Below are 22,729 nucleotides of genomic sequence, written 5' to 3' on the forward strand. Positions count from 1 at the left end.
TTAGTTTCGGGCACATATTTAACCCAGTATATGAAACCCTTCTCCCTGAACCTTCTGGCACTCCTGTGCTTTGCATCGTCGTATGCAAGGCCGCATGATAAGCTTTACGGGCACAATGCCGCCCGCGCATCGAACAGCGAAACCGCCGGCAATGCGTTTTTTACAGATTCTACTTTATTGGGCAGCAGATACCTTTGTTCAGACAATGCAGTTGTGTCGCTTGTAGCGCCTCAGCCTTCCGGGGTAACCTATGCATGGTATAAAAACGGTACGCTTCTGCCAGGTGAAACCAGCTATACACTCACCCTGCTGGGTACCTCCATTGCCAACGGGGATTCTGCGCGTTACTATGCCGTTATTACTTCGGGCGTAACATCCTGGAATACCGAAACGGCTGTAGTAAAAAAATACAAGGGCATCCCTCCGTATGAATTAAGCATTACCTCGGCATCAGACATCGATAATTCACTTAATACAAACGTGGTTTGTTTTAATAATACGGCAACATTAACCACTACACAGCGCTTTGCCACCTACAACTGGGGTACCAAGCCAGATGGCACTGCAACGGTAGACAATGCTGCCATTCACCACGTAGGGCTTACAGAAACTTTGCTGTACTTAACGGTGTCTGACAGCATTACCGGGTGCACCAGCAACCCTGTTCCCGTTAATGTTAAACGCAACCAGTTTGATGCGCCTACCTTGCAATTAAGCAACGATTCCCTGTACGGTAATAATGTAAAGCCAGGCACACCTTCTTACCGCTGGTACGAAGAGGGTAAACTGATATCAGGCCAGAGCAAAAAGTATTTTGTTCCCAAAGAAACGGGTACCTATAGTGTTGCAACCAGTCTTGATGCTACCTGCTGGCTGGCTTCAGCGCCGCTGGCGGTTATTGTACCGGGCAAATCAGATACTGCGTTAACCGTATCCGGCAAAACATCGTTCTGTTCTGGTGATACTGCTATTCTTAAAGCAGGTAAAAACATTACTTACCGCTGGTTCAAAAACAATGCGGCTATCAGCGGTGCCACAAGTGCCAGTCTTATTGTAACTGCAAGTGGTACATACTATGCAGTAGTGTCGAATGGATTGTCTAACGATACTACCCGCAAAATTGTTATCACGGCATATGTACCTGCCAAACCGGTAGTGATCATCGGGGAGCGTGGTACTATCGACAATGGTGAAAATTATTGCTACTCCGGTACCAGCAGCACACTGGGTACAGACGGTGCTTATAAAAGTTATATCTGGACATTACCCAATACAACCATTACTTCCGGTTCGGGCGTTACCATTGGCAATGGCAATGCAGGAACTGTTTCTGTTCGCGGCATTGACACCAATACCTGTGTAACACCTGCATTCAGCTTTAACGTGATTAACTCTGCTGCAGACAGCGTGCCGGTTGTAACCCGCAGTGGCGATAACCTGAACAGCTCACCTTCAACCTACTACCGCTGGTATTTTAACAATACGCTGATGGCCGGCCAAACCAAAAGTTTTATACCGGTAACCAAGCAGGGTATTTACTTCGTATCTACCAGCAGCAACAATCTCTGCTGGAACGAATCACTGAAATACATAGCACTTACAGCTGCCAACACAACACCCGGCGACAGCGTAAAAGTAACCGTGTATCCCAATCCTGTAACAGGGCCTTTCAATATTGTACTGAGCTATAAAAATGTAAAAAGTGTTACGGTGAAAGTGACTATCGTTACCACCGGCGGTAATGTGGTATGGCAGTCGAACAAACTGCTGTTCCGCGACAAGTGGATTAGGATACCAATCCCGGCGAACCTCAGTGCAGGCATGTACATTGCAAAAGTGGTGGCCAATGATGAATCAAGGTCTGTTCAAATACTGGTAAACTAAACCGAAGTAAATAGATAAAGTATGTTGAGAAAAAAAATGTCAGTACTTCCGGTTATAGTGTTGCTGACGCTACTATATGCCGGTTGCAGCAAAAAAGACAGTACCACCGATCCTGCTGTAAATCTTACGCCGCGCAATTGCAATATGCTGAGCGTTGCACAGCAGAACAATGGCAGCAAGGGCGATCTCAGTATCAGTTTTACCTTCGATGACAGCAGCCGCGCAACCAGCCTGCTGGCATACGACAGCGCTGTGGGTGTGCAACTGGGTAAGTACACTTTCACGTATAGTAAAGACACCATCCGCATTGATAGCAGGCAGTATTTCTTAACCGATTCAAAAGGCCGTGTACGCCGTTTTCATACACAGGACGATCCGCATGATTCTTCTACCGACGTGTATGATTACGAATACCTGTACAATGATTCCGGTTTCCTGGTTACCAAAAACCAATATGTAAACGGAGCCAAACAGCCCGATTATACCACTACCTATACATATCGCAACAATGTATTAACGCATGCAGATATGGTAGTGCCCGGCGCCAACAATATACTTATCTTCAGCGCAACGCTTAACTACATGTACGAGCAGGATGTGCAGAACTGGTTGTATCATTTCCCTGACGGTACGGAAAGTTACCTGTTTCAGCAATGCCTGAATTTTGGCAGAAAATCACAGAAGGCGCTGAAATCGGTGATTACACAGGTGTTCAACGGTAACAATACGGTAGCCGACCAGTGGACAACCAATTACGGCAGTTATGTATTCAGTACAGAAGGCAATATCATGAGCGTTACTGCCACGGGCGATGAGCAGCAGGGTTTCGCCTTTTTATATGGCAGAACATTCTTCAACTACCAGTGTAAATAACATACCTTTCTGAACATTGCCGGAAGCGGATGGTTATAAAAGCCAGCTTGCTTCCGGCAATTTTTTTGCTGGTATACGGGCATACCTTATCAGCAAATAAATTGGATTCGCTTACACATATGGCACTGGGTGCCTGCCTGGGAGAAATAACAGCAGGTAAAAGACTGGGCAAGGCAGCCCTGCTGATGGGCGCTGTTGCAGGTAACCTGCCCGACCTGGATGTGCTTGCCGCGCTATGGTTGCGGCCAGCTGCCAACCTGCTTGCACACCGCGGGTTTACGCATTCCTTTACAGGCATTGCCCTGGTAACAATGTTACTGGCCTTTATGATGAACAAATGGCACCAGCGCAATATGCAGTATAGGCACTGGGTATGGTTTATCGGCAGCCAGCTGTTGCTGCATATTGTTATTGACGCCTGCAATGCCTATGGCACCGGCTGGTGGGAGCCGTTTAACCACACCCGCGTATCATTTAATCTCCTGTTTGTGGCAGATCCCCTGTTTGCCATCGCGCCTTTTATTGCCACCCTGATTTTACTGGTGAAACATGGCAGTTACCTGCGCCGCAAACCCATTGCTGCCGTGGCGTTGAGTTGCTGCCTGCTGTATGTGGTGCAGGCCATAGTTTGCAAAGCTGTGATTAACACACGGTTTAACCGGCAGTTGAGCACCATACCAGGCAACACGGTACAACGGTATTTTACCACGCCATCTCCCTTTAACACCTGGCTATGGTATGTAGTGGCCGAAACCGGCAGCGGTTATTACACCGGTTATATGTCTGTGTTTGATGGAAAAGCCGGCATGCCATTGCATTATTTCCCGCGCAACAATCAGCTGTTGCGGGGCGTTCGCGATACAACAGAACTGCGGCACCTGCTGCGCTTCTCCAAGGGGTATTATACGATTGTGCCGGTTGAAAATTATTTCGTGTTCAACGATCTCCGTTTTGGCCAGGCAGGCGGGTGGTACGATGCAGCGGCCCCGTTTTCTTTTCATTATTATATTCAATCGCCCGAAGGAAATATGATGGTATTACAGCGCGGCCGTTTCGCGGGATGGAGCTGGCCGGTGTTGCGCTCCCTGTGGCAGCGGATAAGGGGAACGTGAGGGGTTTAAAGTTTAATGGTTTAAAGTTTAATGTTTTTTTACCTTACCAAGGCCGTTTTTGGGGCAGGTTATCAAAAGTTGCTCCTTTAGCCATTCCTTTTAGGTGGAGGGGCGGCGGGCAGCTGCGATGGGGAAATAATTTCCTGAACGTTTTTTTGTTTTTTCGGTATTTTATATTTAATCATTACCTTTGCCGCCTTATGGATTTTGGAATTTTGTACCTGGTTCATTCATCTGTTTTATTCGCTGCTGGTAATCCTTAACGGGATTTAATACCTTAACAAACTGTTCGCCAGGGAGTTAGGGTAAACGCATGTGGTGAAAAAACGCAGAAAAAAGTACGTAAATCAAGGTCTGTAAGGCCCGCTCACCACGGGAATATTAGTACGCAAAAATTGCAATTTTTACATATGGCCATTAAAAAAGACAATCGCCCCAAAGCGTCATTTTCTAAAATTACGATAGGTCTGGCATCGCCCGACAGTATTTTAGAGCGCAGCTTTGGTGAAGTGTTGAAGCCGGAAACCATCAACTACCGCACTTACAAGCCGGAGCGTGATGGTTTGTTCTGCGAAAGAATCTTCGGTCCCGTAAAAGATTATGAATGTGCCTGCGGTAAGTACAAGCGTATCCGTTACAAGGGTATTGTGTGCGACCGTTGCGGTGTAGAGGTAACAGAAAAGAAAGTGCGTCGTGAGCGTATGGGCCACATTAAGCTGGTGGTACCTGTAGTTCACATCTGGTACTTTAAAAGCCTGCCCAACAAAATCGGTTACCTGCTGGGTATGAGCTCCAAGAAATTGGAAACAATTGTTTATTACGAAAGATATGCTGTTATCCAGCCGGGTATCCGTGAGGATAAGGGTTTGCAGAGCGGTGATTTGTTAACTGAGGAAGAGTACCTGGAAATCATGGACAATCTTCCGAAAGATAACCAGTACCTGCCTGATGAAGACCCGCAGAAATTCATTGCGAAAATGGGTGCAGAGGCCGTTCACGACCTGCTGGCACGCATTGAGCTGGACAGCCTGAGCTTTAACCTGCGTAATGCAGCAGCCACCGAAACTTCACAGCAGCGTAAAGCCGATGCTTTGAAACGTTTGAGCGTGGTTGAATCGTTCCGCGACGCATCTACCCGCATCACCAACCGCCCCGAGTGGATGGTAATGCAGTATATCCCTGTTATCCCACCCGAACTGCGCCCGCTGGTTCCGCTGGATGGTGGCCGTTTCGCGTCTTCTGACCTGAACGACCTGTACCGCCGCGTAATCATCCGCAACAACCGTTTAAAACGTTTGCTCGAGATCAAAGCCCCTGAGGTGATCCTCCGCAACGAAAAACGTATGCTGCAGGAAGCTGTGGATTCTCTGTTCGATAACAGCCGTAAATCAAACGCCGTTAAAGCAGAAGGCGGACGTGCACTGAAATCTTTGAGCGATGTGCTGAAAGGTAAACAGGGCCGTTTCCGTCAGAACCTGCTCGGTAAACGTGTTGACTACTCCGGCCGTTCTGTAATCGTGGTAGGCCCTGAAATGCGCATGCATGAGTGTGGTTTGCCGAAAGATATGGCTGCCGAGCTGTTCAAACCGTTTGTTATCCGCAAACTGATTGAAAGGGGTATCGTGAAAACAGTTAAATCTGCCAAGAAACTGGTAGACCGCAAGGAAGCTGTTATCTGGGACATCCTCGAAAATATCCTGAAAGGTCACCCGGTAATGTTAAACCGTGCCCCAACACTGCACCGTTTATCTATCCAGGCCTTCCAGCCACGTTTGGTAGAAGGTAAAGCGATTCAGCTGCACCCGCTGGTTACCGCGGCATTCAACGCCGACTTCGATGGTGACCAGATGGCCGTTCACGTTCCGTTGAGCAACGCGGCTATTTTGGAAGCCCAGCTGCTGATGCTGTCTTCACACAACATCCTTAACCCGCAGAATGGTACGCCAATCACCCTGCCTTCACAGGACATGGTACTTGGTCTGTACTACATTACCAAGGGTAAAAAATCAACCGAGACTGAAAAAGTACGCGGTGAAGGCATGGCCTTCTACAGCATGGAAGAAGTGCTGATCGCTTACAATGAAAACAGGATCGACCTGCACGCACAGATCAAGGTGAAAACCAATGTGCGCGAACAGGGTAAACTGGTTAAAAAACTCATCGAAACAACTGTTGGACGCGTGCTGTTCAACCAGTTTGTTCCATACGAGGTAGGTTTTATCAACGCACTGGCTACTAAAAAATCATTGCGTGAAATTATCGGTGACATCATCAAAATCACCGACGTTCCCAAAACCGCCAAGTTCCTTGACGACATCAAAACCCTCGGTTTCCGTATGGCCTTCCGTGGTGGTTTGTCGTTCAACGTAAATGACCTGATTATCCCTGAAGTAAGAAACGAGTTGCTCGAACAGGCGAAAGAAGAAGTTGCCGAAGTTTGGGAAAACTACAACATGGGTTTAATCACCAACAACGAACGTTACAACCAGGTAATTGATATCTGGAGCCGCGTGGATACCCGTATTACTGAAACGCTCATCCGTGAAATGGCAACCGATAAACAGGGCTTCAACTCTGTTTACATGATGCTTGATTCAGGTGCACGTGGCAGTAAGCAACAGGTTAAACAGCTGGCTGGTATCAGGGGTTTGATGGCGAAACCAAGAAAATCAGGTTCTACCGGTGCAGAGATCGTAGAAAACCCGATCCTGTCTAACTTTAAAGGTGGCCTGAACGTATTGGATTACTTCATCTCTACCCACGGTGCCCGTAAAGGTCTGGCGGATACGGCCCTTAAAACGGCTGATGCCGGTTACCTCACCCGCCGTCTGGTAGACGTTGCGCAGGATGTGGTAATCACTGAAGAAGATTGTGGTACTTTACGTGGTATCGCTACTTCAGCGCTGAAAGACAACGAGGACATCGTAGAACCACTGTATGACCGTATACTGGGACGTACCTCACTGCACGATGTATTCCATCCGCAGAGCGATGTAATCCTGGCTACAGCAGGCGAAGAAATCACTACCGATATTGCACACGCCATTGAAGACGCAGGCATTGAAACAGTAGAAATACGTTCTGTGCTTACCTGCGAAAGCAAACGCGGTGTGTGTGTGAAATGTTATGGTAAAAACCTTGCTACCGGTTACATGGCACAGCGTGGTGATGCCGTTGGTATCATCGCTGCACAAAGTATCGGTGAGCCTGGTACACAGCTTACCCTGCGTACCTTCCACGTGGGTGGTATTGCCGGTTCATCTTCCATTGAATCTGCACTGAACGCCAAGTTCGACGGTACCATTCAGTTCGATGGTCTGCGTACGGTTCAGACAGAAAACAACGAAGGCGACAAAATCAATGTGGTTATCGGCCGTACCGGTGAGGTACGTATCATGGACGTTAAAAACGACCGCCTCCTGATCACCAACAACGTTCCTTACGGTGCTATCTTAACCGTGAAAGACGGACAGCAGGTGAAAAAAGGCGAAACCATTTGTACATGGGATCCGTTCAACAACGTTGTGGTTGCCGAAATTGCCGGTGAAATCAAATTCGAGAATGTTATTGAAGGTATCACTTACCGCGAAGAAGCCGACGAACAAACCGGCCACCGCGATAAAGTGGTTATCGAAACAAAAGATAAAACCAAAATTCCTGGCATCGTTATCGAAGGCAAGGAAATCAAAAACTATAACTTACCTGTAGGCAGCCGCCTGGTAACAGAAGAAGGCGAAAAAGTAAAAGCAGGCCAGGTTATCGTTAAAATCCCGAGAACCCTGCGTAAATCAGGTGACATCACGGGTGGTCTGCCCCGTGTAACAGAGTTGTTCGAGGCAAGAAACCCGGGTAACCCCGCAGTAGTTTGCGAAATCGACGGTGTAGTAGCCTTCGGTAACGTGAAACGCGGTAACAGGGAAATCATTGTTGAAGCAAGAGACGGTATCGTTAAAAAATACCTCGTGCCTCTGACACGCCAGATCCTGGTGCAGGATGGTGACTTCGTAAAAGCAGGTACACCGCTCTCCGATGGCCAGGTAGCACCGGCCGATATTCTTTCTATCAAAGGCCCGTATGCCGTTCAGGAATACGTGGTGAATGAGATCCAGGAAGTTTACCGTTTGCAGGGTGTAAAAATCAACGACAAGCACATCGAGGTGATCGTTCGCCAGATGATGAAAAAAGTGGAAATCGTAGACGCCGGCGATACCAGGTTCCTGGAAGAGGATCTCGAAGACCGCTTTGAATTCAACGAAGAGAACGACCGCATCTTTGATAAGAAAGTGGTTACCGAACCAGGCGAAAGCGGCAAGCTGAAAGCTGGTCAGATCATCACCTTGCGTGAACTGCGCGAAGAAAACTCTGTACTGCGTCGTACAGACAAAAAACTGGTTGAAGTGCGCGATGCACAGCCTGCTACCGCAACACCGGTACTGCTGGGTATCACCAAAGCATCACTGGGCGTTCAAAGCTGGATTTCAGCCGCATCGTTCCAGGAAACAACCAAGGTACTGAGCTCTGCAGCTATCCAGGGTAAAACAGATGACATGATTGGTTTGAAAGAAAACGTAATCACCGGTCACCTGATCCCTGCCGGTACAGGTCAGAAAGAATTCGAAAACATGATCGTAGGCAGCAAAGAAGAGTATGAACTGCTCTCTACCGCCCGCGAAGCCATGAACTTCGACGACGAAGAATAGTTTTAACTTATCTCCATCAATAAAAAGTAGGAAGCATTAACACTGCTTCCTGCTTTTTTTTTGCAAACCATACCTGGCTGTTCCTGTTCGTGCAATAATGCTGGCGAGCTGAAATGCAATGCCGGCAATTGTTTTAGCCGAATCGTGTATTCATTGTTCTGCAAATGAAGCACATGGATACCGGTTATTGAACCATACAGTACCCGGTAAATGCAAATGAAAAACTGTTAAATTGTTAAAGCCTCTTTTAACAAATTTTTTTTACAAATCCCGTTACCTTCATAACCCCAAAAAATAAGGCATGAAGCAATTTTCCTTAGTTCTCAACGTTGTGTTAGTCGTTGCTGTCGGCATACTGTTTTACCTGCATTTCGCAGGAGCCAAAAACAATGTAGGCGGAGAAGCAAAACATATCTCTGATTCTGCAAGTCCGGCCAGTTTTAAAGTAGTGTACTTCGATATCGATTCAATCGAAAACCAGTACGAATACTCTAAACAGGTTCGTGCGTATGTAAGAGGCAGGCAGGAACAGATTGCCAATGACCTGAACCAGATGCGCAATCATCTTACCAGCAAAGCCAAAGAATACGAGCAAAGAGGCGCTTCTATGTCGCAGACAGAGCAAACCGCTTTCCAGCAGGAGTTTGCCCGTATGCAGGGTGAGTTCCAGAGCACCAACGAGCAGAAAAACCAGGAACTGCAGGGCGAATCAATGCGCCGTTTCCAGGAAGTGAAAGCGAAAATCCAGACCTTCCTGAAAGAATACAGCAAAACCCACGGTTATGTATTTGTATACGCCAGCTCAGATGATGACAACCTGTACTACAAAGACACAACCCGCAACATCACCGCCGAAATGGTGCGTGTGCTGAATGAACAGTTCAAAGCAGAGAAGAAAAAATAACCCCCGCTCCGCAAACATATTCCGCCGGTGGCCGCAAGCCACCGGCTTTTTTATGTGAATAGTCAATAGTGGATGATTTGAGCGAATCCCCTATAGACTAACCGCTAAAGCTAGCAGCTCACAGCTCGTAGCTCGCAGCTTTTCCCTATCTTCCCGTTTACAAACGAAACAAGAAAATTGCAATATGAGCAATACCAGCTTTAAGCCTACACTTACCCTGCTAGATGCCACCATGATTGTTGCCGGAAGTATGATTGGTTCCGGTATTTTTATTGTCAGCGCCGATATTGTACGCAATGTGGGCAGTTCAGGCTGGCTGATGATGGTATGGTTTTTAACCGGTTTTATGACCATAATCGCCGCTGTCAGCTATGGCGAGCTGAGCGCCATGTTTCCCAAAGCAGGCGGTCAGTATGTGTATCTCAAAGAATCGTACAACCCGCTGGTAGGCTTTTTATATGGCTGGAGCTTCTTCGCCGTTATCCAAACGGGTACCATCGCAGCAGTTGGCGTGGCCTTCTCTAAATTCACCGCTTACCTTATTCCGCAGGTTAGTGAAGACCTGGTGCTGTTTTCCATCGGCTCGTTTAAAATATCACCTGCGCAGGTACTGTCTATCGTAACCATTATATTGCTCACCTACATCAATACAAGAGGCGTTAAAAACGGTAAAATCATACAAACGACCTTTACCATTACCAAGCTGGTAAGTTTGTTCGGCTTAATTGTTATTGGCCTTTTCGCTGTTAAGAGCGATGTATGGCATGCCAACTGGAGCAATGCCTGGAAACTGCAGCCCATGAAAGCAGACGGCTCAGTAGGCGACTACATGGCTGCTGCCGGTTTTGGTGCCATAGCAGCCTCTATGGTAGGCTCTATTTTCAGCAGTGTGGCCTGGGAAAACGTAACCTTTATTGCAGGTGAAATCAAAAATCCCAAACGGAATATTGGTCTAAGCCTGTTTCTCGGAACATTCATCGTAACCATCGTTTATGTGGCTGCCAATATCATGTACACAGCAGTATTGCCGCTGCATGAGATTGCAGGTGCAGAAAAAGACCGTGTGGCTGTAGCGGCATCCAATGCCATATTTGGCGGTACACATGCTGCAGGCGCCTTAAACACCGGTACGCTGGTAATGGCAGTGATGATCATGATCTCTACATTTGGCTGTAATAACGGGCTTATCTTATCCGGTGCGCGCGTGTACTACACGATGGCCAAGGATGGCTTGTTCTTCAAAAAAACAGGTGAACTGAATAAAAATGCAGTGCCTCAGTTTGGCCTGTGGATACAATGCGTAGTTGCCTCCCTGCTTTGCCTCAGCGGCAAATACGGCGACCTGCTGGATATGGTTTCGTTTGTTGTGGTCATCTTCTACGTGTTAACCATACTGGGCATTTTCATTCTCAGGAAAACACGCCCGGATGCAGAAAGACCATACAAGGCATTTGGTTACCCTGTGTTGCCTGCGCTGTATATCATTATGGGGCTTACTTTCTGTTCCCTGCTTATTATTTACAAACCCAATTTTACCTGGCCGGGTTTGATTATTGTGCTGATTGGTATACCCATTTATTATATTGCACTCGCAAATAAAAAGACTGATGAAATTTGATGCGTTGTTTGCCGGCTTTTCAAAAATGAAGGTAGTAGTGATTGGCGATGTAATGCTCGACACGTACTGGTGGGGCAGGGTAGACCGTATTTCGCCCGAAGCGCCGGTACCTGTTGTGGCGCTGGATAAAAAAGAATACCGCATTGGCGGAGCCGGTAATGTGGCGCTTAATACAGCTGCGCTGGGTGCAGCAACCACTTTGTTTTCTATTGTTGGTGATGATGATGATGCGGAAATATTGCTGAACCTGTTGCAGCAGCAGCACATCGATACCAAGTATATTATTAAAAGTACTGACCGTATTACCACGAATAAAATCCGCATTGTTGGCAAAAGCCAGCAAATGATGCGGTTGGATTCGGAGGTGACACACGATATTGCTGCTGATGAGGCAACTGCCATCATCAGCAGTTTTAAAGCTTATGCCAAACGCTACCAGCCTAACGTGGTGATATTTGAAGATTACAACAAAGGCATTTTAACAGCCGGTGTAATTACAGAGATCATTGCAGTGTGTAAAGAACATGGCATAGCCACTGCGGTAGATCCCAAGCGTAAAAATTTCTTTACCTACCAGGACGTGGATATTTTTAAACCTAACCTGAAAGAAGTAAAGGAAGGACTTAACCTGCTGCTCGAATCGGTAGATGAGCCTGCCATGCGCGATGTGCACGAAGCTTTGCAGAAAGTATTGCAGCACAAAATATCACTGATCACCCTGTCTGAAAAAGGGGTGTTTTTCCAGAAAGGCAGCCAGTCCAGGATCATCCCCTCGCACCTGCGGAATATTGCCGATGTAAGCGGTGCAGGAGATACGGTAATTGCGGTTGCTGCGCTGGTATACGCCGCTACAAACGACATTAAGCTGGCCGCAGAAACAGCCAATATTGCCGGCGGATTGGTTTGTGAAGAAGTGGGCACCGCAGCCATTAACAAACAGCGCCTGCTGGAAGAGTGTACGGAACTTATTGCCGGTTAATCTGCCATTTTTTTTAATAGACATTAAACCTGGTGCAGCTAATGCAGTCTTATTACTGTAACACCTTCCGTAGGGCGTTACAAACAAGGTGATGCATTTGCACCGGCCATGTTATTGAAAGCGTTTCTTAGGGGGTAAGAAACGCTTTTATTTTTTATAGCTTCTGTAACGCATGGGCAATCCTGTCCAGCCCTTCGGTCAGTATCTTTCTTGAGGTAGAAAAGCAAATGCGGATATGCCCTTCGGCGCCTGGGCCAAACCATTTTTCCGCACCCGGTACCACAGCTACCTGCGCATGTTCCAGTAAATAGGCCGTTAATGTTTCACTGTTCATACCTGTTGCCCGTATATCGGGAAAGGCGAGATAACAGCCTTGCGGGGTGTGACAGGTGATGCCTGGCATGGCATTCAGTTTTTCAATCGTTACATCGCGCATCTGTGTAAGATGTTGTATAAATGCTTCTACCCAGTACCATGCTTTTTCATAAGCTGCCTGGCCGGCTACCTGCGAAATGGTGCTTACGCCATATGCCGTAGTATCTACCAGTGATGTTTCTACAATACCTGCATGCACCAGCGCATTGGGTGATAAGATAAAGCCTACGCGCAGCCCTGCCAGGCCAAATGATTTGCTGAAGCCATACACCGTAATGGTATGCGCAGCAATAGCGGGACTTACAGAAGCGATGCTGGTATACCGGCTGGGTGCAAATACAATATCACTCCATATTTCATCACTCATAATCCACAGGTCATTGGCAACAGCAAATTCACCAATGGCGGTCAACTCTTCGCGTGTAAACACTTTGCCTGAAGGGTTGTGCGGGTTGCACAGGCAGATGAGCCGTGTTTTAGGCGTAACAAGTGATTGCAGCAGGTTCATATCAAAGCTGCCTGTGGCAACATCTATGGGGAAGTATACAGGCACACCGCCGGCAGCCTGTACAGCGCGTTTAAACAAGAAATCAACCGGGTCAAAAATAATGGCTTCATCACCGGGTTGTAAGCAGTAACGTGCAATTACAAACATACCCTGAGCTGCGCTGTCAACCGGCAGCACAAGATCAGCATGTGTGTTGATATTACGCCTGCTGCGCATGGTTGCAGCAATGGTTTGCCTGAATGAGGGAAGGCCTTCACCTGGTCCGTAGGCAAACACCCTTTCATTGGTATAGGCATTAATGGCTTCGGCTATTTCTGGTGCACACTGAAAGTCGGGGTCAGCAGCAGTGAGTGGTATCACCTGTTCGGGAAGCGTTGCCCAGCGCAGGTTGTAGGCCCTTTTGCGCAAGGCCGGCATATTGATTTCTGCTTCGTTGAATTGCAGTTGTTGCATAACGCGAAAGTAGGTTATTTGGCCAGCGGTATCAGCGCTTCTTCGTGCTGGTACAGTTCGGGATGCAGGAAGCGGTTCTCGAGCATGCGGCCATAGTTCAGGTAATCTTTCAGCGTTTGTTGCCTGCGCTGATGATAGGTGGTAAACAGTTTGCCCAGTTCTGCCGGTGCGGGATTGTTCTGTAAAATATCGCCCAGCATAATGGCATCTGTTAAGGCACTGTTGGTGCCCTGGCTGGTTAACGGCAGGTTTAAATGTGCCGCATCACCTATTAAAACAATGTTTTTGCGATGAAACGAGCGCAGTACATCCATGTCTTTGGTAAGCCACAGAAAGGCTTTGTCAAAATCTGTTTTTTCAATCACCTCGCTCACGGGGTCGGGCCAGCCCTGCAGTGTTTCGGTCATAAACTGCCTTTTGCTGTGTACCGATAAATCGGGCAGGTTAAACTGTGTGCTGTCAAACTGCATGTACCAGATCACCTGCCTGTCGTTACAGGCCAGTGTACCGAACGATAGCGGCCGGTAATTGCATTGCGTTTTTACCAGGTTGCCTTTTTGTTCCCTGGCCAGTGCAGGCAACTCTACAATGCCCACCAGTTCTTTAATGGGCGATTGCCTTATTTCGTGCAGGGGAAACAGTTTTTTCCTGATGATGGAATTGGCGCCATCTGCTGCAATAAATACATCGCCTTCTTCCACTTCACCTGTAGTAGATTCAACGGCCACTGCCTGGCCACTGTCATCAAACAAAAAGCGGGAAAATTCAAACCCGGTGTGTACAACATTTTCAGGCACCATCCTGCGCAGTGCATCAATACAGCTCGATCGTTTAAGGCCAAGACAATCGGGTAAACTGTCCTGCTTCTGCACCGCACCATCCGGTGTACGTATAACCGCCTGGTGCATGATGCGGCCATGATGCCTTGCATATTCTCCCGCTCCTAATGAATCCAGTGCCCTTAAGCCATTCGGTAAAATAATGAAACCCAATCCTACCTCTCTGAATGTGGCGGTCTTCTCTTTAACTACAACGTCTAATCCTGTTTTTTTAAGGCTGATCGCTGCGGCCAGGCCTGCTATACCACCGCCAATGATAACTGCTTTCATGTGTTCAGGGAGTAAGTGTTTTCAAATGGTATAGCAAAATACTTAAAAGATGCTGCCAAAGTGCAACCTGCGTAATAATTTCATAACAGCTTATTATATGATCCGGGTAATATAAGTTTTGTTAATAAGCATGTTATAACCTGTTTCCGCAATGCTGCATCTGCAAATGGTTTTGAACGCTGTTTTACAGCACATCAGCATAAACAATGTAGCTACATTCATCGATGCGCTATGCTATTCCATATTGCTGCAAGTTCTTTGTTTGTTTTGTATTCTGCTATATCGTTGTGGTGAATAAACCTTTGTGCAGCTGCCAGTCTTTGGGCCGTCAGCGGGTGTGTGCTTAAGAAGCTGATCTGCCGTGTTGTTTCCTGCTGCTGCAATTGTTGCAGCAGTGCCACCATGCCTTCGGGCGATACCTGGTTGCGCAACAACAGCTGCATGCCTTTTGCATCAGCTTCCTTTTCCAGCTTACGTGAATAAGAGAGGCTTTGCAGGTAACCTGCGTTTTGTGCAAGTGCATCTGCTATGGCCGGTGCATTGCCTGTAAGCACCTGTATCAGTACGCTGTACGATACGTTATTCAGTACACTGCGCAGGCTGTGCCGCTCGTTGATGTGTGTGGCCTCATGCGCCAGCAGCGCTGCCAGTTCTTCTGCGCTGCGCAGCTGTTGCAATAAGCCGCTATACACAACAATATGACCGCCGGGCAGTGCAAATGCATTTACAACCGGTTGTTTTACCACTGTTGTTGTAATAGGGTAATTGCCGCTTAACTGCAGGTGATTGGCAAATGATTGCACCAGTTTGGTGCCGGCTGTATCAATGTGTTCACCCGATAGTATGCCGGCAGCCATTGTATTGCCAAGGGCAGCTTCCTGCGCCGGGCGGATTGCCCGTAAACAGATTGCAGGCATGATAAGCGTAAGCAGCGCGTAAAGAGCCGCAAACAGCACAAGGCATACGCCGGCCCATTTTATGGCAGGGTGCCGTACAATGCCGTTGAAATGGCTCACAGGCAGGCTTTGCAATTCTGCCTGTACCAGCCGGGCAAATGGTGTGTCATGCGGGTAGCGTAGGTACCTGTTGCCGGTTGCATCCAGGTGCAGCAGGTCGTTGTCAGCTTCTTTCCCGGCCCGCAAACTTTTCAGCGGGCAGCTAAACAGGAGCTGGTTTTTATCTGCTGCAACCGTATATGCATGCAGCTTATTGTGAAAAATAAGCACATGCACTGCCTGCGGCGCAGCATTGTTGCCATCATGAAATTCAATAAGGTCGTTCATAAGATGGTTTAGGTTCCAGGATATGGGCATGCATAACAGGTACGTTTTATCACAGCATGGTATTACTGCCCAATAAAAGTTACGCTATTTAAGTCGCAATACAGCATTACACGTATTACTGCACGGTAATGCATATAAGTGGGGAAGGAGTTAAAACCGGGGTGCCTGTACAGGTAATTGCTTACCAGATAGCGGGGCAGTCCATACAGGGTTGACAGCATGAAAAAAGGTTTACAGGGAGAGCAATATTAAACATTTTTCACATGCTATCAGTTCATTTTTGTAAACGTACAGCCAGGTATTTTTATGCGGGCGCCACAGACTGCGCTATGGCGCTTGTTCAATGTTTTTGCGCTGAATTATTTCAGCAGTCCTTTGATCTCATTCAGCTTCATCAGCGCTTCAACCGGTGTAAGGCGGTTGATATCGATGCTGGTGAGTATTTGCCGCATTTGTTCAAAGGTTTCGGTATGTGCATCGAATATAGACAATTGCATCTTAGGCAGGTTCAGATTTTTTACTGCCTCCTGCAAATGGGCTGCTTCACGTGTGGCGCCTGCAGGCCCCTGTTCGGCATCCACGTGTTTAGTCTCCAGCTGGTGCAGGATATCATTGGCACGGTCAATCAGCGAAGGCGGCATGCCGGCCATGCGTGCCACATGAATACCAAAGCTGTGGGTACTGCCGCCTGGCGCCAGTTTGCGCAGGAAAATAATTTTATTGCCCACCTCTTTGTTGGTGATATGGTAGTTCTTTACGCGTTCCAGTTTTTCTTCCAGCTCGTTCAGCTCGTGGTAGTGTGTTGCAAACAATGTTTTGGGTGCTGCGCCGCTGTGGTGCAGGTGTTCTACAATGCTCCATGCAATAGAAATACCGTCATAGGTGGAAGTACCGCGCCCGATTTCATCGAGCAGTATGAGGCTGCGTGCAGAGATATTGTTGATGATGCTGGCTGTTTCATTCATCTCTACCATGAAAGTGCTTTCGCCGCCGCTCAGGTTGTCGCTTGCACCCACACGGGTAAATATCTTGTCGGTAAGCGGCACACGTGCCTGCGATGCAGGTACAAAGCTACCCATATGTGTCATCAGCGTAACAATCGCTGTCTGGCGCAGCAGGGCACTTTTACCGCTCATGTTGGGTCCGGTTAAGATGATCACCTGCTGGCTGCCCGGATCGAGTACTATATCGTTGGCCACGTATTGTTCACCGGGCGGCAGCTTGCGTTCAATAACAGGATGGCGGCAGTCTTTCAGGTCCAGCTCCAGCCCATCATGCAGTTCGGGCTTTTTGTAGTTGTAGTGCAGTGCGTTTTCAGCAAAACAAATCAAACAGTCTATAACGGCAAGTGTTCCGCCGTTCACCTGTATGGGGGCAATATAATCCTGCAGTTCTACCAGCAGCTGATCGTACAGGGCTGCTTCAATGGCCAGCAGTTTATCTTCTGCACCGGTAATCTTTTCTTCATATTCTTTAAGCTCTGGCGTAATGTAGCGTTCTGCATTCGCAAGGGTTTGCTTGCGTATCCAGTCTGCCGGCACTTTATCCTTGTTTGAATTGGTTACTTCAAGGTAGTAGCCAAACACATTGTTGAAGCTTATTTTAAGCGATGAGATGCCTGTTTTTTCTGCTTCACGCTGTTGAATGTTTACCAGGTATTCTTTACCGCCGCTGGCAATTCTGCGCAGTTCATCCAGCTCTGCATGCACGCCTTCGCGGATAACACCGCCTTTGTTGGCGGCAACCGGTGGATTGTCTACAATGGTGGCTGCAATTTTATCGGAGATATGCTGGCAGGGGTTCAGTGCATCACACAGGCGTTTGAGGTAATCGTTGCCGGCGTTTTCACCGCTCAGTTTTATCTGGGCAGTCTGCTGCAGTCCCTTAGCCAGCTGCTGTATTTCACGCGGGTTGATTTTCTTAACCGGTATCTTGCTTACCAGGCGCTCCACATCACCGCACTGTTTAATCAGGTGCTGCTGGTGTTTGCGCAGATCAGTTTCCTTGATAAAGAATTCTACGAGATTCAGTCGTTCCTGTATTTTATGGATATCGCAGAGCGGCAGCAATGTCCAGCGTTTCATTAAACGCGCACCCATCGGGCTCACTGTGTTGTCGAGCACTTTCAGCAGGCTTTCGCTTTGTTCGTAGCCATTGCCCAGCAGTTCCAGGTTGCGGATGGTAAAACGGTCCATCCACAGGTAGTCATCCTGCACCAGCCGCTGCACGGTAGTGATGTGCTGCAGGTGCGGGTGTTCTGTTTCTTTGAGGTAATGCAGAATGGCGCCTGCGGCAACAATGCCATCGCGCAGGTGCTCTATACCAAAGCCTTTGAGGGAGTGCGTCTGGAAATGTTTCAGCAGACTTTCAGTAGCAAATGCCTCATCAAAAATCCAGCTCTCTAATGTATAAGTATGAAACTTGTTGCCAAACTGGTCTTTGAACTGTTTCTGCAGGTTGCGTTGCAACAGTACTTCGGCAGGTTTCAGGCTTTGCAGCAGGCGGTCGGCATATTCGTTATTGCCTTCAGCCACAAAAAACTCACCGGTAGATATATCGAGAAAAGCGATTCCTACGCGTTCGTTGTGCTGGTGAACGCTGGCAAGAAAGTTATTGCTGTTGTGTTCAAGCAGCTTGTCGTTCATGGCTACGCCGGGCGTTACCAGTTCGGTAACCCCGCGTTTAACGATGCCTTTTGCCTGTTTGGGATCTTCCAGCTGGTCGCAGATGGCTACGCGGTGACCTGCCTTAACCAGTTTATGCAGATATGTATCCAGTGAATGATGCGGAAAACCTGCCAGTTCAGACGAATCGGGTGCGCCGTTATTCCGTTTGGTAAGGGTAATACCCAACACCTGCGAAGTAACGATAGCGTCTGCCCCAAAGGTCTCATAAAAATCGCCTACCCTGAATAACAGTATCGCATCAGGATATTTTTGTTTGATAGCCCGGTGCTGCTGCATTAAAGGTGAATCTCCTGCTGCTTTTGCCATAGTCGGCAAATATAAAAAAGAAGCGGGAATATCGTGAAGAAGCTGGTAGCTGTTAGCGGTTAGCCGTGAGAAGAAATGCGCACGTTGAGCTGCAAGCTTTTTGGGGGAAACTGTGCGGAAGTCTTAGCGAATACTGAAGAAGTTTTCTGCGGTTATAAACAGAAGTGTCCCGGTTTGGCCGGAACGCTTCTGTTTACTATAAAGCCGAAAGCATATTTTAGAACATGCCGCCTGCAGGGCGGGGTTTGGGCAATTCTTTCCTGGGCAGTTTGGCGTCGCGCTGTGCGGCGTTGTATACAAAACCTGCAACAATGGTAGCAATCTGCTTCATGTCATCAGGCGACAGGTGATCATAGCTGTCCATATTGCTGTGATGCGTGCGGGCGTCGTATTCCATGGGGTCTTGTATAAACTGGAAGCCTGGGAGACCTACTGCATCGAAAGACTGGTGATCGGTACCGCCGGTGTTGCCAACAGTAACCGTGGTGGCGCCAAGGTCATGAAAAGGCTCCAGCCATTTGGTAAAGATGGGGCCGCAGGCTTCATTACCCTGCAGGTAAATACCGCGTATTTTACCGGTGCCATTGTCAATGTTGAAGTAGGAAGAGAACTTTTCATGTGCAGGCAGCAGCTGCATATTGGCAGGGTCTGCAAAGGTTTTCTTTACATAACCTCTTGAGCCCAGTAAGCCTTCTTCTTCACCGCTCCACAGGCCAATACGGATAGTGCGGCGTGGGTGTACACCCAGGGTTTTCAGTATGCGCAGGGCTTCCATCATCACGGCGCAGCCGGCAGCATTGTCTGTTGCACCGGTAGCAGTATGCCATGAATCGAGGTGGCCGCCCAGCATCACCACTTCATCTTTTAATTTGGGATCAGTGCCTTTGATCTCTGCAATTACGTTGTAGCCTTTGGTATCAGCTGTATGAAATTTGGTTTGAATATCCATATCCAGCTTCACCGGCATGCCTGCTTTTACCAGTCGCAGTATGGTATTGTAATCTTCTGCACCCAGCATTACATCTGTAAAATTCTCGGGATCTGTGGCCTTGTAACCGCCACCGCCTTGTGTAAACAGCGTGCCATCCTGGTTTTTAGCGCCTGAGCTTAAAATAGCGGCAGCACCTTCGGCCCTGGCCATTTCTTTCAGCAGGGTAAGGGTGCGCATGGCGCCATTACCGCGCATAAACATTTCCCGTCTTCTGCGCATGGCAGCAGTATCGGTGGGCTCCAGTTTGGCGCCGGCCATTTTGGCGAGCTGCTCGTCGGTATAACGGCTGCCGTCTGCTTTAAAGCCCAGTTTCACTGTATCGGCACGTTCGGTAATGATAATTTTACCGGCCAGCTTGCCTTTGTATTGTAACAACTCAGTAGAATCTTTCGCAGTAACCAGTATCACCTGCGCATTCACCGCACCATTGGTGCCGCTGCACCAGGCTTTGGGGTAGGCAATCAGCGGGCGGTAATAAGGAGCGGTAAGCGCTACATAAGATTTCTGTAATTCCCATCCTTTACCAAATTCACCCCATGGGTCAAGTTTGGCATCGGTTAAACCCCATTGTGTCAGCTGCTGCACCGCGTAGTTGCCGGCCCTGTTAAAACCGGGTGAGGCTGTTAAGCGTGCCCCGCTTACATCGGTAAGGTGAAAAGCAATATCCATTACCTGTGAATGCTGTAAGCCTTCCTGTTTAATTTTTTCGATGGTGGCCAGGTCAACTTTTTCTTCCTGTGCCTGCAGTTGTTGTGGCAGGTAAAAACATAGCGCGAGGGCTATGCCATACATTTTTCTCATGTTGTGCGATTTAAGGCAAAAAATAAAAATTTATAGCGGGCCGGCTCACAGAATTCGGTACGTTCCTGTTTTGCCGCGGTAACACTATTTTTGCAGCATGCGCAAATTGAATATGGATGAGCTGGGCCGCAAAACAATAGATGAGTTTAAGCAGGCGGCGAAGAACCCGGTAGTTGTGGTGCTGGATAATATCCGCAGCATGCACAATGTAGGCAGTGTGTTCAGAACGGCAGATGCTTTTTTAATGGAAGGCATTGCCCTGTGCGGCTACACCCCGCAGCCGCCCCACCGCGATATTCATAAAACCGCCCTGGGCGCCACAGAAACCGTGAACTGGCTGTACGTACCCACTACTATGGAGGCAGTACAGCAGCTGAAAACAGCAGGGTATAAAGTGTACGGCATTGAGCAAACGGTGGGCAGCATTTCGCTGGAAAACTTTGCCCCGCCTGCAGGTGAAAAAATTGCCGTGGTATTCGGAAACGAGGTAGAAGGCGTAAACCAGGAGGTGCTGGCCCTGTGCGATGGCTGTATCGAAATACCGCAGCAGGGGATGAAACACTCCCTGAATATATCGGTGGCCGCAGGCATTGTATTGTGGCACCTGGCTTACGGAAACGGTACTGCACACAATTCAACAATTTAAACGATTTTTGCAGCTGGTTTTCCCTGGCCCGGCCGGGACGGCATACCTAAAAACGAACAGACACGTTATGAATCAAATAAAAAATTACCTGAGCCTGGTAAAGTTTTCGCACACCATTTTTGCATTGCCATTTGCCATGATCGGCTTTTTTATTGGTGTATACAGTCCAAAACTGATACATGGGTACGACTTCAACGCCATTGTGCACATTGATTATGCTTCAGGTTACATGGTACGCAAATTCCTGCTGGTGCTGCTCTGTATGTTTACCGCGCGCAGTGCTGCCATGGCTTTTAACCGGTACCTCGACCGCAGTTTTGATGCACGCAACCCGCGTACTGCCATCCGCGAAATTCCCCGCGGTATTATCTCTGCCAACAATGCCCTGCGTTTTGTAATACTCAACTGCTTCCTGTTTGTAGCAGCTACTTATTTTATCAACCGCATCTGCTTTCTGCTGGCACCGGTTGCCCTGTTCGTGATTTTATTTTACAGCTATACCAAACGTTTTACCCCGCTTTGTCACCTGGTACTGGGCCTTGGCCTGGCGCTGGCGCCCATCGGCGCTTACCTGGCCGTTACCGGCAAGTTCGACCTGCTGCCCATTATGTTCTCCTGTGCAGTAATATTCTGGGTAAGCGGTTTTGACGTGATTTATGCCATGCAGGATATTGACTTCGACCGGTCGCAGAAGTTGTATTCCATTCCCACGGCATTTGGCGGCAAAAATGCCCTGCACGTGTCAGAATTGTTGCACCTGTGCAGCGCGGCCTGCGTAGTTGTTGCCGGTGTATATGGCCATTTTCACGCCATTTACTGGGTGGGTATCGCGGTGTTTGTAGGTATGCTCATTTACCAGCATTCCATTGTAAAACACGATAACCTCACCAGGGTTAATATTGCTTTTATGACGGCCAATGGCATTGCCAGCGTGGTGTTTGGCGTGCTGGTAATTGCAGATATCCTCATTTTTTAATTACACGAATTGGCACGAATACTCTGTATAGATTATGGCGGAAAACGTACCGGGCTGGCGGTAACCGACCCGCTGAAAATTATTGCTACGGCGCTTACTACGGTAGATACCAAAACCCTGTTCGATTACCTGAAAAAATACTTCAGCGAAGAGCAGGTGGAGCTGATACTGATAGGCGAACCCAAAAACTGGGACGATTCTGACACCCATGCCACCCCGCTGGTAAAAAAGGCGGTGGAGCGCCTGAAAAAAGAATTTCCCCATATCCCGCTGGTGCTGGTTGACGAACGGTACACCTCCAAAATGGCCAGCCAGGCCATGGTGGAAATGGGTATGAAAAAGAAAGACCGCCAGGTAAAAGGTAATGTTGACCAGATTGCCGCTACCATTATGCTGCAGGAATACCTGCGCAACCTGTAGGCTGTTTTTACCTTAATTCGCTGCTAAAGTGCATTTTAACAGGCTTGTTACACGCATTTTTCCTGCCGGGTTTGCGTACCTTTGCAGCTATCCAGTTTTTTAAG

The 22,729-nt window shown here is 48.1% G+C and carries 16 protein-coding genes; 10 read left to right on the forward strand and 6 right to left on the reverse strand.

What is annotated here, in order from left to right:
- Positions 1–30: 30 nt before the first annotated feature.
- From DXN05_RS08070 to DXN05_RS08100, 7 genes are all read left to right on the forward strand, one after another.
- Entirely contained in the window at positions 31–1,884 is a 1,854-nt protein-coding gene (locus DXN05_RS08070; protein ID WP_116846717.1) for a T9SS type A sorting domain-containing protein, read from the forward strand.
- 36 nt (positions 1,885–1,920) lie between these two features.
- Complete coding sequence (locus DXN05_RS08075; protein WP_116846718.1) at positions 1,921–2,757, forward strand: hypothetical protein; 837 nt, start codon at positions 1,921–1,923, stop codon at positions 2,755–2,757.
- A 47-nt stretch (positions 2,758–2,804) separates the two neighbouring features.
- Positions 2,805–3,869, forward strand: a complete 1,065-nt coding sequence (locus DXN05_RS08080) for a metal-dependent hydrolase (RefSeq protein ID WP_158559162.1) — start codon at positions 2,805–2,807, stop codon at positions 3,867–3,869.
- 410 nt (positions 3,870–4,279) lie between these two features.
- Positions 4,280–8,569 (forward strand): DNA-directed RNA polymerase subunit beta', encoded by a 4,290-nt coding sequence (gene rpoC, locus DXN05_RS08085; RefSeq protein ID WP_116846720.1) that lies wholly within the window; start codon positions 4,280–4,282, stop codon positions 8,567–8,569.
- A 301-nt stretch (positions 8,570–8,870) separates the two neighbouring features.
- The gene (locus DXN05_RS08090) at positions 8,871–9,473 is read left to right on the forward strand and encodes an OmpH family outer membrane protein (RefSeq protein WP_116846721.1); all 603 of its coding nucleotides are present in this window, start codon (positions 8,871–8,873) and stop codon (positions 9,471–9,473) included.
- Between the two features lie 184 nt (positions 9,474–9,657).
- Entirely contained in the window at positions 9,658–11,091 is a 1,434-nt protein-coding gene (locus DXN05_RS08095) for an APC family permease (protein ID WP_116846722.1), read from the forward strand.
- Positions 11,081–12,070, forward strand: a complete 990-nt coding sequence (locus DXN05_RS08100) for a bifunctional heptose 7-phosphate kinase/heptose 1-phosphate adenyltransferase (protein WP_245975157.1) — start codon at positions 11,081–11,083, stop codon at positions 12,068–12,070. The genes DXN05_RS08095 and DXN05_RS08100 overlap by 11 nt, the downstream gene beginning before the upstream one ends.
- A 154-nt stretch (positions 12,071–12,224) precedes the next feature.
- On the opposite strand, the gene DXN05_RS08105 is transcribed toward DXN05_RS08100, so the two are convergent.
- The 6 genes from DXN05_RS08105 to DXN05_RS08125 form a co-directional block, all read right to left on the reverse strand.
- Positions 12,225–13,406: a pyridoxal phosphate-dependent aminotransferase gene (locus DXN05_RS08105; RefSeq protein WP_116846723.1), complete on the reverse strand. Its 1,182-nt coding sequence runs from the start codon at positions 13,404–13,406 to the stop codon at positions 12,225–12,227.
- 14 nt (positions 13,407–13,420) lie between these two features.
- On the reverse strand, positions 13,421–14,515 hold the full coding sequence (locus tag DXN05_RS08110) for an FAD-dependent monooxygenase (RefSeq protein ID WP_116846724.1): 1,095 nt from the start codon (positions 14,513–14,515) through the stop codon (positions 13,421–13,423).
- Between the two features lie 218 nt (positions 14,516–14,733).
- Positions 14,734–15,798: a M48 family metallopeptidase gene (locus DXN05_RS08115; RefSeq protein WP_158559163.1), complete on the reverse strand. Its 1,065-nt coding sequence runs from the start codon at positions 15,796–15,798 to the stop codon at positions 14,734–14,736.
- Between the two features lie 62 nt (positions 15,799–15,860).
- A complete protein-coding gene (locus DXN05_RS24620; RefSeq protein ID WP_158559164.1) occupies positions 15,861–16,019 on the reverse strand; it encodes a hypothetical protein in 159 nt (52 codons plus the stop codon).
- Positions 16,020–16,157: 138 nt separating this feature from the next.
- Positions 16,158–18,791 (reverse strand): DNA mismatch repair protein MutS, encoded by a 2,634-nt coding sequence (mutS, locus tag DXN05_RS08120; protein ID WP_116846726.1) that lies wholly within the window; start codon positions 18,789–18,791, stop codon positions 16,158–16,160.
- A 217-nt stretch (positions 18,792–19,008) separates the two neighbouring features.
- On the reverse strand, positions 19,009–20,583 hold the full coding sequence (locus DXN05_RS08125) for a M28 family metallopeptidase (RefSeq protein WP_116846727.1): 1,575 nt from the start codon (positions 20,581–20,583) through the stop codon (positions 19,009–19,011).
- A 97-nt stretch (positions 20,584–20,680) separates the two neighbouring features.
- Here DXN05_RS08125 and DXN05_RS08130 point away from each other — a divergent pair, with 97 nt between their 5' ends.
- The 3 genes from DXN05_RS08130 to ruvX all read left to right on the forward strand — a co-directional run bounded on the left by DXN05_RS08130 (position 20,681) and on the right by ruvX (position 22,625).
- On the forward strand, positions 20,681–21,229 hold the full coding sequence (locus DXN05_RS08130) for an RNA methyltransferase (protein ID WP_245975158.1): 549 nt from the start codon (positions 20,681–20,683) through the stop codon (positions 21,227–21,229).
- 67 nt (positions 21,230–21,296) lie between these two features.
- Positions 21,297–22,205 (forward strand): UbiA-like polyprenyltransferase, encoded by a 909-nt coding sequence (locus DXN05_RS08135; RefSeq protein ID WP_116846728.1) that lies wholly within the window; start codon positions 21,297–21,299, stop codon positions 22,203–22,205.
- A gap of 9 nt (positions 22,206–22,214) precedes the next feature.
- Complete coding sequence (gene ruvX, locus DXN05_RS08140) at positions 22,215–22,625, forward strand: Holliday junction resolvase RuvX (protein WP_116846729.1); 411 nt, start codon at positions 22,215–22,217, stop codon at positions 22,623–22,625.
- Positions 22,626–22,729: the final 104 nt, after the last annotated feature.

It is taken from the genome of Deminuibacter soli, assembly GCF_003412455.1.
GTDB classification, from domain to species: domain Bacteria; phylum Bacteroidota; class Bacteroidia; order Chitinophagales; family Chitinophagaceae; genus Deminuibacter; species Deminuibacter soli.

Bases quoted from the DNA above. Each gene is read 5' to 3' on its own strand.
- DXN05_RS08070 (WP_116846717.1), top strand. From the start codon at position 31: ATGAAACCCTTCTCCCTGAACCTTCTGGCACTCCTGTGCTTTGCATCG.
- DXN05_RS08075 (WP_116846718.1), top strand. From the start codon at position 1,921: ATGTCAGTACTTCCGGTTATAGTGTTGCTGACGCTACTATATGCCGGT.
- rpoC (WP_116846720.1), top strand. From the start codon at position 4,280: ATGGCCATTAAAAAAGACAATCGCCCCAAAGCGTCATTTTCTAAAATT.
- DXN05_RS08090 (WP_116846721.1), top strand. From the start codon at position 8,871: ATGAAGCAATTTTCCTTAGTTCTCAACGTTGTGTTAGTCGTTGCTGTC.
- DXN05_RS08095 (WP_116846722.1), top strand. From the start codon at position 9,658: ATGAGCAATACCAGCTTTAAGCCTACACTTACCCTGCTAGATGCCACC.
- DXN05_RS08100 (WP_245975157.1), top strand. From the start codon at position 11,081: ATGAAATTTGATGCGTTGTTTGCCGGCTTTTCAAAAATGAAGGTAGTA.
- DXN05_RS08105 (WP_116846723.1), bottom strand. From the start codon at position 13,406: ATGCAACAACTGCAATTCAACGAAGCAGAAATCAATATGCCGGCCTTG.
- DXN05_RS08110 (WP_116846724.1), bottom strand. From the start codon at position 14,515: ATGAAAGCAGTTATCATTGGCGGTGGTATAGCAGGCCTGGCCGCAGCG.
- DXN05_RS08115 (WP_158559163.1), bottom strand. From the start codon at position 15,798: ATGAACGACCTTATTGAATTTCATGATGGCAACAATGCTGCGCCGCAG.
- DXN05_RS24620 (WP_158559164.1), bottom strand. From the start codon at position 16,019: ATGCTGTCAACCCTGTATGGACTGCCCCGCTATCTGGTAAGCAATTAC.
- mutS (WP_116846726.1), bottom strand. From the start codon at position 18,791: ATGGCAAAAGCAGCAGGAGATTCACCTTTAATGCAGCAGCACCGGGCT.
- DXN05_RS08125 (WP_116846727.1), bottom strand. From the start codon at position 20,583: ATGAGAAAAATGTATGGCATAGCCCTCGCGCTATGTTTTTACCTGCCA.
- DXN05_RS08130 (WP_245975158.1), top strand. From the start codon at position 20,681: ATGCGCAAATTGAATATGGATGAGCTGGGCCGCAAAACAATAGATGAG.
- DXN05_RS08135 (WP_116846728.1), top strand. From the start codon at position 21,297: ATGAATCAAATAAAAAATTACCTGAGCCTGGTAAAGTTTTCGCACACC.